Origin of the sequence: Mesorhizobium sp. M7A.F.Ca.US.014.04.1.1 (assembly GCF_003998745.1) — a bacterium.
GTDB lineage: Bacteria > Pseudomonadota > Alphaproteobacteria > Rhizobiales > Rhizobiaceae > Mesorhizobium > Mesorhizobium ciceri.
On the sequence record NZ_RZRW01000113.1, the window covers coordinates 1 to 12,605 of the forward strand.

Annotated in this window: 14 protein-coding genes and 1 pseudogene; 3 read left to right on the plus strand and 12 right to left on the minus strand. The window is 60.4% G+C overall.

All coding sequences use genetic code 11. From position 1 onward, the window contains the following. Window positions 1-315: hypothetical protein (locus EOA22_RS10485; protein WP_127389956.1), on the minus strand; the 315-nt coding region annotated here is incomplete at its 3' end. A gap of 164 nt (window positions 316-479) precedes the next feature. On the opposite strand from EOA22_RS10485, the gene EOA22_RS10490 reads away from it, so the two are divergent. Both EOA22_RS10490 and EOA22_RS10495 read left to right on the plus strand, forming a co-directional pair. After that, window positions 480-1,001 (plus strand): hypothetical protein, encoded by a 522-nt coding sequence (locus EOA22_RS10490; protein WP_013532080.1) that lies wholly within the window; start codon window positions 480-482, stop codon window positions 999-1,001. Then, entirely contained in the window at window positions 994-1,611 is a 618-nt protein-coding gene (locus EOA22_RS10495) for a hypothetical protein (protein WP_063167841.1), read from the plus strand. The genes EOA22_RS10490 and EOA22_RS10495 overlap by 8 nt, the downstream gene beginning before the upstream one ends. 19 nt (window positions 1,612-1,630) lie before the next feature. On the opposite strand, the gene pqqE is transcribed toward EOA22_RS10495, so the two are convergent. The 8 genes from pqqE to EOA22_RS10540 form a co-directional block, all read right to left on the minus strand. Further along, window positions 1,631-2,752: a pyrroloquinoline quinone biosynthesis protein PqqE gene (gene pqqE, locus EOA22_RS10500; RefSeq protein WP_063167842.1), complete on the minus strand. Its 1,122-nt coding sequence runs from the start codon at window positions 2,750-2,752 to the stop codon at window positions 1,631-1,633. Further along, window positions 2,749-3,045, minus strand: a complete 297-nt coding sequence (pqqD, locus tag EOA22_RS10505; RefSeq protein ID WP_024504366.1) for a pyrroloquinoline quinone biosynthesis peptide chaperone PqqD — start codon at window positions 3,043-3,045, stop codon at window positions 2,749-2,751. Before pqqD ends, pqqE begins: the two co-directional genes overlap by 4 nt. Beyond that, a complete protein-coding gene (gene pqqC / locus EOA22_RS10510; RefSeq protein ID WP_063167843.1) occupies window positions 3,042-3,800 on the minus strand; it encodes a pyrroloquinoline-quinone synthase PqqC in 759 nt (252 codons plus the stop codon). The genes pqqD and pqqC overlap by 4 nt, the downstream gene beginning before the upstream one ends. Next, window positions 3,797-4,735 carry a pyrroloquinoline quinone biosynthesis protein PqqB gene (gene pqqB, locus EOA22_RS10515; RefSeq protein ID WP_063167844.1) on the minus strand — a complete coding sequence of 313 codons (939 nt, stop codon included), beginning with the start codon at window positions 4,733-4,735 and terminating at the stop codon, window positions 3,797-3,799. Before pqqB ends, pqqC begins: the two co-directional genes overlap by 4 nt. Window positions 4,736-5,150: 415 nt before the next feature. Further along, window positions 5,151-5,711, minus strand: coding sequence for a PQQ-dependent catabolism-associated CXXCW motif protein (locus EOA22_RS10525; RefSeq protein ID WP_027162625.1), 561 nt, complete (start codon window positions 5,709-5,711; stop codon window positions 5,151-5,153). After that, window positions 5,708-6,601 (minus strand): quinoprotein dehydrogenase-associated putative ABC transporter substrate-binding protein, encoded by an 894-nt coding sequence (locus EOA22_RS10530; protein ID WP_013532072.1) that lies wholly within the window; start codon window positions 6,599-6,601, stop codon window positions 5,708-5,710. Before EOA22_RS10530 ends, EOA22_RS10525 begins: the two co-directional genes overlap by 4 nt. Further along, entirely contained in the window at window positions 6,573-7,097 is a 525-nt protein-coding gene (locus tag EOA22_RS10535; RefSeq protein ID WP_013532071.1) for a c-type cytochrome, methanol metabolism-related, read from the minus strand. The genes EOA22_RS10530 and EOA22_RS10535 overlap by 29 nt, the downstream gene beginning before the upstream one ends. A 178-nt stretch (window positions 7,098-7,275) precedes the next feature. Beyond that, the gene (locus tag EOA22_RS10540) at window positions 7,276-9,177 is read right to left on the minus strand and encodes a methanol/ethanol family PQQ-dependent dehydrogenase (RefSeq protein ID WP_013532070.1); all 1,902 of its coding nucleotides are present in this window, start codon (window positions 9,175-9,177) and stop codon (window positions 7,276-7,278) included. 686 nt (window positions 9,178-9,863) lie between these two features. Between EOA22_RS10540 and EOA22_RS10545 the strand changes: the two genes are divergently transcribed. Further along, window positions 9,864-10,217 carry a hypothetical protein gene (locus tag EOA22_RS10545; protein ID WP_013532069.1) on the plus strand — a complete coding sequence of 118 codons (354 nt, stop codon included), beginning with the start codon at window positions 9,864-9,866 and terminating at the stop codon, window positions 10,215-10,217. A 124-nt stretch (window positions 10,218-10,341) separates the two neighbouring features. On the opposite strand, the gene EOA22_RS10550 is transcribed toward EOA22_RS10545, so the two are convergent. From EOA22_RS10550 to EOA22_RS10560, 3 genes and pseudogenes are all read right to left on the minus strand, one after another. After that, a complete protein-coding gene (locus EOA22_RS10550) occupies window positions 10,342-11,205 on the minus strand; it encodes a quinoprotein dehydrogenase-associated SoxYZ-like carrier (protein ID WP_063167845.1) in 864 nt (287 codons plus the stop codon). A 118-nt stretch (window positions 11,206-11,323) separates the two neighbouring features. Beyond that, window positions 11,324-12,286 carry a quinoprotein relay system zinc metallohydrolase 2 gene (locus EOA22_RS10555; RefSeq protein ID WP_127389957.1) on the minus strand — a complete coding sequence of 321 codons (963 nt, stop codon included), beginning with the start codon at window positions 12,284-12,286 and terminating at the stop codon, window positions 11,324-11,326. A gap of 34 nt (window positions 12,287-12,320) precedes the next feature. Continuing rightward, window positions 12,321-12,605: pseudogene (locus EOA22_RS10560) on the minus strand (ABC transporter ATP-binding protein); the annotation flags it as partial.

The window sequence follows — 12,605 nt, forward strand, 5'->3', positions numbered from 1 at the left end:
CCCCAGCGTGGCCCCCTGCCGGACGATATGGATGACACGCGCGAACGGCTCCTCGATCGACGGGTCGGAACCGTAGCATTGGCTGGCATGCACCACCCAACCGGTCGAGCTTTTGCGAAATGTCGCCTGCTCGCAGCCGAGATCGGGGAACGACAGCGACGCCTGGTCCACTGTGAACACAGTCTCGCGTTGGATGTCGGGAGCCGCGTGGCAGTTCAGCCTGTCGCTAGACCATGTCCCAACATAAGGCGGCGCCGCCAGCGCGGAGCCACCGGCGAATGCGGATATTGCCGTCGTCATCACCAAACGCCGCATCACCACTCCTTCGATCAGTGCGCTCGACCATACAGGCTGGTGGGATTTTGCGTGGACAAGTTTTGTCCAGGAGCGGACAAACGCCGCCGTTCCGGATTTTGCTATGCTTTTGCGCGGATGATGCGACTGTGCGGGCCGACTCAACGCTTTCCCAGAGACATTGGATGATCACCCGCATACTGGCCTTTTTCCTCCTGGGCCTGCTCGGCCCGATGCAGGCGGCCTTGGCAAAAGAATGCCTCCTGAGTCACGCCACCTATCAGGAGCCGCGCTCGGGTGCCGTCGTGCAATTCCGGCCGCTCGCCAACGAGCCGGCGGCGCTGACGGCCGAAGTGTTTTCGCTGGCCGTGCCCAAAGCCGGCACGAGCCTGCCCGCCGACATCACCTGGACCAACGGCAAGAATTCCTTCCCGCTCGGCACCATTCGCCACGCCTGCACCGACGACGACCGGGAAGGCGGCCTGCAGGACGGTAGCGGATTGTGCAGGCTATGGGAGGGCCAGGTCTATGCCTTGACCGGCGGCGGCGCCGAGCAGTTGAATTCGCGCGAAGCGACACCGGCGCCGAGAGGGCTGCTCTTGCCCGGTTTCGGCGTGGCTTTCACCGAAGGAGCCGATTTCGCCAATGCCAATCCAGGCGGTTCGGCCTGGGACGCCTTCATTTTAACAGGATGCAGCGATGAATAGCGTGCGATCGACCATCTGGGCCAGTGCCCTGCTTGCATCCGCGACGATACCAGCCATGGCGGACGAGCCGGCGCCGTCGCGCCCGCCCATCGACAAATGCGCCTGGGAAAAATTGTCTGACAAAACTGTCGGGCTGGCCGCCTGGACGCAGCGCTGCGATTTCGGCTTCCGCCAGATCCATTTCGAATTCGCCGGCAAAGCGCTCGCCATCAAATACAGCGACGGCGGCGCGGCTGACCCTCTTGTCGAGGTCTTTGACATCAAGCCTGGCGAAACCGCCGAGGCTGCGTTGCAGCGCCTGTTCCTGGAAAAGACCGACAAGGCCGTCAGCGCCCGCTGTGTGCTGGCGCCTTACACCGAGGGCACGGTACCCGCCGGCGTCAAACGCTACACATTCAGCCCCGACGCCGCCTATGCGAAAGAGCTGAAAGCACTTGCCAGCTCCGACGAGATTCCCGAACCGCCCTGCGGCGACTGGGGTGAAATGCCTGACGGCATGCAGTATTTCGAGGTGCCCGCGGGTGAGGGGTACAGCCTGCTTTTTGTGCGCATCGGCCAGGACGAGCCATTGTTTGACGAGCAGACGCTACGCGTCTTGCCGAGGGGGTGAGAAGCGCTTTCTCGCCAGGTCAGGCGGATTCGGTCACCGCACCGATCCGCCGGTAGACGAATGCTTCTTCTCTCGAAGGAACTGTGGCAATGCGCTTGGCTTCGTCGATCAGCATTGCCATGCGAGCATGGATCGGCGATTTCGCGCAAGCCGGGTCCGTTGCAGCGGCATCGCCGGCGATCGCCATCGCCTGGCAGCGGCAGCCGCCCCAGTCGATCTCGCGCCGCTCACAGCCGCGGCATGGCTCCTGCATCCAGTCCGTACCGCGAAAGGCATTGAACGCCGGGGAATCGGCCCAGATCGAGGACAGCCTGCGTGGTTCGAAACGCTCGAAGCTGAGCGACGGGATCGTCTGTGCGGCATGGCAGGGCAGTACGGTGCCGTCAGGCGTCACCATGAAGGCGTCCCGCGCCCAGCCGCCCATGCACGGCTTGGGATAGATCGCGAAATAGTCCGGCGTCACAAAATCGATGTTGATGATGCCGGCCAACCGCTCCTGTGCCTCCGCGACGATCTCCGCCTGCCTATCGACCGCTTCACGCTCCGGCATCAGTTGATCGCGATTGGTTAACGCCCAGCCGGCATATTGCACATTGGCGATCTCGAGCCTCTCCGCGCCCAACGAAAGGGCGAGATCGATGAATTCCGGCACCTCCTCGATGTTATGGCGATGGATCGGCGCGTTGATGGTTAGAGGCAGACCGGCCGCGCGCGCGCGGCGTGCCGTCTCCAGCTTCTTTTCGTGGGCACCCTTGTGGTTGCCGATGCGATCCGTGGTCGCCGGCCGCGCGCCCTGAAAGCTCAGTTGCAGATGGTCTAGACCGGCTTCGGCAAATGCCTCGACACGGCCCTCGACGATGCCAACGCCCGCGGTAATCAGATTGGTGTAGACGCCGCGCCCCGCAAGCCCGGCGATCAATTGCTCGAGGTCGCGGCGCAGTGTCGGCTCGCCACCGGACAGATGCACCTGGAGCACTCCGAGATCGGCGGCCTCCGAGAACAGGGCGAGCCAGGTCTCTGTGTCGAGTTCGCGATTGGCCTTGAGCAGTTCGAGCGGATTGGAGCAATAAGGGCATTGCAGCGGGCAGCGATGCGTCAGTTCCGCCAGCATGCCGATTGGAGGGAGGAGGGGCGTGCTCATAGCCTCACCAGCAGCTTGTCCGACCATTCCTGCAGGAAGGCGATGACGTCGGTCGCCACGGCCTCCTGTTCGGCCTCATAATCGGCGGCAAGGCCGGCAATGATGTCGCCGACCGTGGACCGTCCATCGCAGCGTCGCAATATGTCGAGACTGACATCGTTCGGCCAGAATATCTTTTCCGGTGAAAGCACGGCGAATGCCTGCCGCAAGGGATCGTATTGTATGCGCACGTGCTTCGGCAGCGAAGGTACCGATCGCAACGACACCACAGCTCTTTCGCGCAGCGCCGTCATAGGGCTGCCTCGGGCTGGAAGGCGCCGGGCGGTATGTTTCCCCGCTCGCCATAGGCGTGTTGAAGCGCGTCAAGCATGGCCCAGAGTATATCGCATTTGAACACCAGTGCATCGATTGCCTGCTGCTGGCGCTCCGCCGTATCGGCGTGGCTGAGCACGTAGGCAAGGGCGAAGTCGGCGTCACGCGAGGCCTGTTCGGGCCGTTGCTTGAAATAGGCAAGCGTATCCTCGGTGATGTAGTCGTATTTGGCCAGCATTGCCGGCACCCGCTCGCCGATGATGAGTGGCGAAAACATCTCGGTCAGCGAGGACGCGACCGCCTCGAACAGCGTCCGGTTTGTGCAAAAGGAAAGGTAAGCGCCCACCGCGAAGCGTGTCGCCGGCAGTGCCAGCCTTTCGCTCTTCACGGCCTCGGCGTCCAGGCCGAGTGAAGTTGCCAGATACAGCCAGCGCGCGATGCCGCCGCTCCAGCCGTCCTCGCCGTCATGATCCTCGATCCGCTTGCGCCACGCGGCACGAAACGCTGGATCCTCGGCATGTACGAGTATCATGGCATCCTTGCGTGGGATGACCGCCTGATAGCAATAGCGGTTCAGCGCCCAAGCCTTCATCTCGGCCTTCGACAACGCGCCGCTGGTCATCCTGTGGTGAAAGGGATGACGATTGTGATAGCGCTCGGCGCCAACCTGCCTCAATACGGCTTCGAGAGCGCTCGTGGAGAGTCCGCCTTTGGCTGCATCGCGGAAGTCGCTCAAAATTCCATCTCCATACCGTCGTTTGCGATTTCCCAGCCTGCCGCCTTGACCGCCGCGTGCTCGGCGGAATTCTCGTCTAGGATGGGGTTGGTGTTGTTGATGTGGACGAAGACGCGACGGCCGACCTTCACATCGGCCAAGCCCGCAATCGAACCCAATTCTCCCGAGATCGCCAGATGCCCCATGCGCGAGCCGGTTTTCTGACCGACGCCGGCGACGATCATCTCGTCGTCGGTGTAGACCGTGCCGTCGAACAAAAGACAGGCGGCATCGGTGAGACGCGCGCGCAGCCGCGCATCGATGCGCGCGCAGCCTGGGATATAGAAGACGGAGCCGCGGCTGCCGATGCCGGCAATTCGGACTCCGATCGTGTCACCTGCGTCGGAGCTGAAATTGGCATCCGGATGGTCTCTATCCTCCAGATAGAGTGCTATCTTCCCGGGCACGGCAAAGGGCTCGATCATTACGCCGGTATCGCGGCCTTCTGCGTCGCAGATGGCCAACTCTTTCGCCGGCGGCAGGATGCGCCGCGGCACAAGCGCTGGATCGAGAACGTTGAAAATCGAATTCGCCTCCAGCGTCGCCAGAACCTGCGCCGTTGCATAGATGGCGAAAGGCTGCCGCTCGCGCAGGCTGAGCAGTCCGGCGATATGATCGACGTCGGCATTGGTCAGCACCACAGCGCGAATAGGTGTCGAGCGCAGCGGCGCATCGCCCGCAGGCTGTAATTCAGGTGTTGCAGCGATTTGCTGGCGAATGTCGGGCGAGGCATTGAAAAGAACCCAGCCCAACCCGTCCGCCGAGGCGGCGACACTTGACTGGGTTCGTGGATGCACGCTTGCCATGCCGTTGCGAGCCGCACGACTGAGACGGTAGTTGCAGTTCCATTGCGGAAAGCCGCCGCCCGCCGCCGATCCGATTATCCTCAAATGCATGAAAATGCCCGCGCGCCGGCTTCTCTGACCTGCAGGCAATTTGCAGTCACAAACGACAGTCCGCGCGCTTTGCGTGCGTCAAAATCTTTCACGGAAATCCCATGCGGCGAGGGGATGCGCGCCCCTGTCGCCAGGGACGCGCACCTCTGCGGCCTACTTCTTGGGAGTAATTTCAGCAGGCAGATACCGTGAAATTTCGAAGCCAGCGGCAACCTGACACATGGTCGGTTTTTTCCAGTTCTTCTTCATGACATTTCTCCTCTTATACCAGCCCGAAGGGACCGATCCTGTCGTTAGCCAACCATTGCAGGGCACCGACGCAATGGCTCGTCCATCAAGTTTCAAAATGGACAAATGAAACAATAGGTTTTGAAAAATTGAAAACAAACTATCGAGAATAATTGCAGTCCTTATTTCAATTGTTCGTTGCGTAGGGTTTTTTCTCCTCCAGTGGAAGGTTTGCATCTTCCCATCCATCGGCGCCGAGCGGATACCAGATCACTGAACTGTAGCCCCACTGGACGGCCCGTTTCGCCGCATTCCACGACATCCAGCAATTCGTCATGCAGTAGAACAGAACCGTGCGCGACTTGTCCGTCCCGGCCTTGGCCGCGAGGCCTTGGCGAAAATAGCTGGCGGTCTCCTGCGAAATAGCGCCGTATCCCACATTGGCCAGCCATATGCTGCCTGGAATGTCCTTTCTGACCTTGTCTCTCCATATCGTCCCTGCCGGCAAATTGGCCGGTTTGGGCGTGTCCGGCATCACGTCGAAGAAGATCGCCTTTTTCGCTCGCCACAGCGCTTCCGCTTCCACCGTCGTCACCACCCTCGCGCCTTGCAGCGTCCGCGGCACCGGCGCCCGATAGTCGTCCATCCGGAAACCGCTGGGTTCGGCGATGTCGCCAGCCCATGTCGGCTCGGCCAGACCCAGAAGGCTCGCGGCGACCAGCACGAAAATAGTCTCCCTTCCATTCATTGGGTAATCAGGTTGTCGTGTTCGTCGATCAGCGGCACGTTGTAGCTCAGCAGGATCCTGGTGATCTCCGCCTGGTTTTCCCTGATCACCCGGTTGAGCGTCCGCTTCCATTCCTGGTCCGACGGACGTACGCCCATGGTGATGCGGTAAGACATGCGCGAGCCGGTTTTTTCCTTCACCAGTGGAACGATCGTCACATCAGCTCCGAGTTCCTTGGCGTAGTAACCTGCCATCGGTCCCCACAGCACCGCCGCATCGATCTTGTGTGCCAGCATGTCCTTGATCATGACCTCCCCCATTGATGGGGTGACGCGCGTATCCACCGCAAGCGGATAGATCTTGGCGGTCCGCAGAAGCTTGTTGGCGGCCATGTTGGCGGTTGGCGGCGTGCTTTCAACGACGCCGATCGTTTTGCCTGTGAGTCTGGGATCCTCGATCGTTTCCACGCCTTCCATATCGTGGCTTTTCGGATGCACCAGCACATAGGCGGAGCGATAGTAGGCGTTGGTGTTCTGCACCAGCTCATCGCCTTGGGCATAGCCCATGATGATGTCGCATCGGTTGGCCCCCAACGTATTGCGCACGAAGCCGGTGATCGTGGGAAACCAGGTGTAGGAGACGGACTTGCGCCCGGTTTTCGCGGCAACCAGTTCGGCCAGCTTGTTTTCGAAGCCTTCGCCGCTCTTGTCGGTGAAGGGCATATTCGAGGGATCGGCGCAGACGCGCAGAATGTCAGGGTCGACCAGTTCTCCCGCCGCGCCAAGGCCGGCGCTTTGCGCATGCGCGTTCGACGGCAGCAAGGCGAGTGTGCCGAGGATCGGCAGAACGACGCGCAGCTTCAATGCATCGCGGCCGATCATGTCATCCACCCATGCAGGATGCTTCGGCATCCTTCGCCGCCTGGGCCTTGTCTTCGTGCTTGGGCGGCCTTCCGCGGGGCGCCGCGCCATCCGCGCGCGCGCGCAGATAGACGTAGAGATCGTCCAGGTAGCAATAGACGTTCTTGTTGTCGCCAAAGGCAGGCATGACGTTTTCCTTGCCGCCGCCGACATTCTTGCGGCCTTCGGCGACGATCGAGAGGAATGTGGCGTAATCCATGGTTTTCAAGCTGTTGACCAAAGCCGGCGCATAGCTCGAACCTGTCGCGTCCTGTCCGTGGCAGACATGGCAATCGGAATGATACCGGCGGTAGCCGCTGAACGTGTACCAATCGACGGTTCCGTTTTCGATCTTGTAGGTCGGATTTCCATCCGCATCCAAATACTTGCCGCCTTCTTCCTTTACCGCCTTGGCTTTTTCCATGCTGTCGTCGGCCCGGGCGAGGCTCGAGCTTGCCAGAGGCAGCAGAGCCAGGACGAAAGCCGAAATTACAATGCGAACGGACATTCAAACGCTTCCTTCATTTGCCAATGGACACGGTTTTGCTGTCGCGACCGGCATTGATCGGTGTTTTTGGGTGCGTAACCGAATCGAGAGCCCGGCCATGGCTTCCGGATGTCCGGGCTCTCGTTCTTCAAGCCTTTGGTCTCACAAGACCTGAGGCATGCTCAAGGTTCCCAGCGCATCAATCCGGGAGACCGAAGACGGTGAGCTGACCGCCCAGCGTCGTGTAGTCGGCAAGTGCCGCGTAGCCGCCGACGGCACCCAGGCCAGCTGTACCAACGACAGCGGCTTGGTCGCCTTGCGCGCGGCCCTGATCGACGGCGCCATGCCAGGCAGCGGCGTTGTCAGGCGAAAGCAGGCCGCCTGCCAGGCCGATACCAGCCCATCCACCGACGCCCGACAGAACGGCGATATACTGCTTGCCGCCCTGCTCGTAGGTCGTGATGTTGCCGATGATGCCGGACGGGGTCTTGAACTTGTAGAGTTCCTTGCCGTCCTTATCGACCGCCTTGATGTAGCCTTCGAGTGTACCGTAGAAGACGACGTCGCCATCTGTCGCCAACGCGCCCGACCACACCGAGAACTGCTCGGGCTTCGACCAGACGATCTCGCCCTTGGCCGCATCCCAGGCAATGAAGTTGCCCATGTTGCCGTCGCCGCCAGGTGCGGGATACATCGACACGGTGGCGCCAACATAAGGCTGACCGGCGGTGTAGCTCACCTTGTAAGGCTCATAGTCCATGCAGACATGGTTGGTGGGGACATAGAACAGCCCGGTCTTCGGCGAATAGGCCGCCGGCTGCTGGTCCTTCGTTCCAAGCGCCGCCGGGCAGATGCCCGTCGAGTTGGTGTCTTCGCCGTTCTGCTGGGTCGAATATTTCGCCACGACCTGCGGGCGACCATACTGTTCGCTCTTGGGGTCCATGACGACTTCGGTCGCCCAGTTCACGGCCGGATCGTATTTCTTGGCGACGAGAAGGTCGCCGGTGGCGCGATCCATGGTGTAGGCAAAACCATTGCGATCGAAATGCACCAGCACGTCGTGCTTGGCGCCGTTGACCTCCATGCCATCGACGAGGATCATCTCGTTGATGCCGTCATAGTCCCATTCGTCATGCGGGGTCATCTGGTAGAGCCATTTGGCAACACCAGTATCCGCATCGCGGGCCATGATCGTCATCGACCAGCGATTGTCGCCGGGGCGTTGGACCGGGTTCCACGTCGAGGGATTGCCGGTGCCATAATAGACCAGGTTCAGCTTGGGATCATAGGAATACCATCCCCATGTCGTGCCGCCGCCGGTCTTCCACTGCTCGCCTTCCCAGGTGTTCGTGCCGGAATCCTTGCCAACCGGCTTGCCGAGTTGCGTGGTCTTCTCGGGATCGATCAGGGTGTCTGCGTCCGGACCTTCCGAATAGGCTTTCCAGGCGAGTTTGCCATCTTTCAGATTGTAGGCGGCCAGCCAGCCGCGAACGCCGAATTCGGCGCCGGAGACGCCGATGAGCACCTTGTCCTTGACGACGACGGGGGCAGCCGTACCAGATTCGCCTTTGCCGCCATCGGTCTGGTCGCCGTTCTTGACCGACCAGACGACCTTGCCAGTCTTCGCGTCGAGGGCGACGACTGTGGTGTCGGCCTGATTGAGAATGATCTTGCCGTCACCATAGGCAACGCCACGGTTGACCGTATCGCAACACATGATCGGAATGACGTTGGGATCCTGCTTGGGTTCGTACTTCCAAAGGATCTTCCCGTCATTCTTGAGATCGAGCGCAAAGACATTGTTCGGGAAAGGCGTGTGGACATACATCACATCGCCGATGATAAGCGGTCCACCCTCGTGGCCTCGTAGCACGCCGGTGGAAAAGGTCCACTTGACCTGCAGGTTCTTCACATTGTCCGCAGTAATCTGGTTGAGTTTGGAATAGCGGGTGTTGGCGTAGTCACCCGTCTGCATTGCCCAGTTCTTCGAATCCGAAGCCAGCTTTGCAAGGTCCTCATTAGCCGACGCCGTATAGGCCGCGCCGAGCGACAGAAACGCCGCAGTGGTTAGAATATAGGTAGCTTTCGTAAGTACACGCATCCGAATTCCTCCCGAGGTTCATAGTGATGAATCATTTGCTGAGCCCACAAGGGCTTGCCCAAGCGATTCACGGGGGGGAAATATTTCCGGCAGCGTGTCACGACCTAAGCCAGATGTGCAGAGGGCACCGTTACTGCCCACCTCACCTTGGCCTACGAAAGACTGTCGCCGCTCCCTAATGACGGTGACGCCCTTGAAGCCGGAAACAGGGTGAGGCTATGTCATCGTAAAAGGCTAGGCAAGCAAAAAAGCCTGCTGGTGTTTTTGCACCGCAATATCGTAAATGATGCGGTGCAATATAAGAAAATAAGCAGGACGGTATTTGTTAGATAAAGTATTTATGACCGCGAAATAACGATGGGGCGCATAAAATTTAGTTATTTTTTGATTTTTACATTTCGCCTAAGCGTTGATTTTATTTGGAGGTATTCGCTTCGATGTCTCGGCATGGTCATGCGCGTGCTCCATTGGGAATCGATAGTGGGCCAAGCATGAGATGATCGTTGGAGTCGGGGCGTGGAGCAGGCCACGGAGCCGCCATGCGGAACCACGGTCGACAAGCCCCGCATTCCTCCTTTGGTCGCATACGGAAGCCATGGGCGCTTGACTGACTCTGCTGCACGTTGCCAACTGCCACGGTGATCCCGACTGGGCGCATCGCGCCTAGGCTAACCGGAGGTTTTCCCGTGATCAGATATGTTGGATTTTCGACTTTGCCGCTGCTCCTTGCCGCGCCGCTGGCCTTCGCAAACCCGGCGGGCGCCGCGGGTGATTACCCGACAGCAACGATCGCCGACTACGTGCTCGGCTGCATGCAGACGAACGGCCAGACACGTCAGGCGCTGGAAAGCTGTTCCTGCTCGATCGACGTCATCGCCTCGATCCTTCCCTACGACCACTATGAGAGAGCCGAGACTTTCAAGAGCATGTCTTTGACCACAGGCGAAAGCGCGGCGCTGTTTCGCGAAAGCGCACCGGCGAAGGCAGCCCGTACCGAATTGAAGCGCGCGCAGTCGGAAGCCGACGTGCGCTGCTTTTAGAGCCTGCTCCATCCGGAAGCCGGATGGAGCTCCGTCCTCTGCCCGGGCGTGATCTTCCCGAACGAGCTCCATTTTCGGGATCAAGTGGCAAGCACCCGGCAGTCCAGCGCAAGATATCGAGACTTCAGAGTCCCGCTGTCTCGAGCGGCCACTGATTGCGAAATGTTTTGCCGTCCGTATCGATCGCTTCAACCTGGATTTCGCCATTGCCGTGCACGGTGAAATCGAATCGGAAGTTGGGGTCTTCCGAAATCGATATTCCACCTTCCATGGAGAGGATCGGCCGGCCGGCTTGGGAGATCGACAGTTTCTGGACAAAATGCGCCGGTATGAAATATTGGGTCAGCGGATCCCGCTGCAGCCCCGAATTGTTAGGGTGCCGGATCATCAACTGCAGTTCCTCGGTCTTGGTCATCGTCTCTTTGGGCGGGAACTGGCGCAGCTTCATCTGACCCATTGTCGCGTTGGCCTCGTCCTGGTTCTTGACCGCAGGGGCGGAGCAGCCACCTGACGCCTTGACGAAGGTCTGTACCATATGGAGTTGACCACCCTGCGTCTCAGCGATGGCGCGCAGATAGGAATAGTCGTTGACGCGCACGCGCGTCGACAGATGCGTCACGCCGGCATCCTTGCCGAGCTGGAACGTTGCCGCCACCGGTGCAGGGTTCGCATCGATGATCAAGGTAACGGATTTGATGCCGTCTGGCGCCTTGGCTGGATCGAGATAGATATCGACGGGCACGATGGCGGCATCCTGCGCCCGCTTCGGTGCTTCGATCCGGACGACGCCGGTATCGACCAGAATTGCCCGATCGCCGAACACGTCGCCCTTCAAGTCATGCCAGATTCTATCCGAGGACGCGGTTGTTTGCTGTGCGTTGGCGGCTCCCGAGGAGCCGAGCAACGTGCCGATGGTCAAGATGATCGCGGTGAAAACGGATGCGAGCGGCAAGGCGAGCTGCCGGCTCGAGTAAGCTTGATTTTGCATTTCGATGCCTCCACCAATGCAAGAGAGGTGGTGCCCAGGCTGGCGTTGAGGATAAGCCTTTGGCGACGCCTTGGCAAATCGCCGTGCTTTACGGCCGCCTGGCGCATGTCGGCGTCGTCTATTCCCATTCGAGCTCGGCAAATGCGGCCGTTGCGTTGCGCTCGTTGTAATCGTCGAACAGGTGCCAATTGTCCCGTTCGCTTCCGCCTGCGGTTTTGACTGCTTCGCGCAGCGGCGTTCCGTCGGCGATCGCCTTGCGGATATCGCGCGCCAGACCCTCGAAATAGCGTCCCTCCCCCGCCAGTGCCTGTGGCCAGTCGGCCGTTACAGGACCATGACCTGGAACGACGCGCGCGGCGTCGATCGCGGTGAGTGCATCCATCTGGCGGAGCCATCCAAGCAGTGATCCGTCGAGCGTCGGCAAGGAGCCCATGAACACCAGATCGCCGGCAAAGAGCGTTCTGGTCGTGGTATCGAATACGGTCAGGTCGTTGTCGGTGTGCGCCGCCTTCCATGCCCGCAGTTCGATCGTGCGCCCGCCGAGGTCGAGTTGCAGGTGATCGTCGACCAGCCTGGTCGGCGACACGATCTCGACCCCCTCCATCAGCGCCTCGCCAAGCTGTTCGCGATAGTTGTGCAGATAGAACGCGCCACGCGCGTCGAGGGCGCGCGGCAGATTGCGGTGACCGACGATGGTCGCGCCGATCTCCCGGAATGCCGCATTGCCGAAGATGTGGTCGGGGTGCATGTGGGTGTTGACCAGGAAGCGAACCGGCTTTGCGGTTACCTTTCCGATCGCGGCGAGAAAGGCGTGCGCCTCGATCAGGCTGCCACCGCTGTCGATGACGGCAACCGCATCGGTACCGATGACGGCGCCCAGATTGCAGATCGCACCGTCGTTGGCGGCGGTCATCAATTCATCCGTGCCCTGGAAGGCGAAGACGCCGTCGGCGATCTGCCTGAGCGAGAATCCCAGGTTGCCAGCCGCGGCTCGTCCGAGGCAGCACGGCATCAAGGCGGCGCTGGCGGCGGTACAGGCGAAGCCACTCACAAGCCTGCGTCTTAGCCGATCGATCGACATGAAGGCCTCCGATATGCATTTCACCTGCAGGCGATCAGGTGACGTCCGGAAATCTATGATGGAACGACCGCAGAAGGTCGCTCATCACCTGCGAATTGCGATGTTGCCGTGGCAACCGTACGTCGAACACGCCGAGCACATGGGTTGGCCGCGGCGCGAGCACGATGATGCGGTCCGAGAGCATCAGTGCCTCGCGTAGATTGTGGGTCACCATCAAGGCGGTCGTGGGCCGTGCCGACCACACGGTCAAAAGCAGATGCCGAAGCCGCTCGGCGGTCTGTTCGTCGAGCGAGACAAAGGGTTCGTCCAGGAAAAGCAC

Excerpts from the sequence above, each read along its gene's own strand:
- EOA22_RS10490 (WP_013532080.1), top strand. The coding sequence starts at position 480 with ATGATCACCCGCATACTGGCCTTTTTCCTCCTGGGCCTGCTCGGCCCG.
- EOA22_RS10495 (WP_063167841.1), top strand. The coding sequence starts at position 994 with ATGAATAGCGTGCGATCGACCATCTGGGCCAGTGCCCTGCTTGCATCC.
- pqqE (WP_063167842.1), bottom strand. The coding sequence starts at position 2,752 with ATGAGCACGCCCCTCCTCCCTCCAATCGGCATGCTGGCGGAACTGACG.
- pqqD (WP_024504366.1), bottom strand. The coding sequence starts at position 3,045 with ATGACGGCGCTGCGCGAAAGAGCTGTGGTGTCGTTGCGATCGGTACCT.
- pqqB (WP_063167844.1), bottom strand. The coding sequence starts at position 4,735 with ATGCATTTGAGGATAATCGGATCGGCGGCGGGCGGCGGCTTTCCGCAA.
- EOA22_RS10525 (WP_027162625.1), bottom strand. The coding sequence starts at position 5,711 with ATGAATGGAAGGGAGACTATTTTCGTGCTGGTCGCCGCGAGCCTTCTG.
- EOA22_RS10530 (WP_013532072.1), bottom strand. The coding sequence starts at position 6,601 with ATGCCGAAGCATCCTGCATGGGTGGATGACATGATCGGCCGCGATGCA.
- EOA22_RS10535 (WP_013532071.1), bottom strand. The coding sequence starts at position 7,097 with ATGTCCGTTCGCATTGTAATTTCGGCTTTCGTCCTGGCTCTGCTGCCT.
- EOA22_RS10540 (WP_013532070.1), bottom strand. The coding sequence starts at position 9,177 with ATGCGTGTACTTACGAAAGCTACCTATATTCTAACCACTGCGGCGTTT.
- EOA22_RS10550 (WP_063167845.1), bottom strand. The coding sequence starts at position 11,205 with ATGCAAAATCAAGCTTACTCGAGCCGGCAGCTCGCCTTGCCGCTCGCA.
- EOA22_RS10555 (WP_127389957.1), bottom strand. The coding sequence starts at position 12,286 with ATGTCGATCGATCGGCTAAGACGCAGGCTTGTGAGTGGCTTCGCCTGT.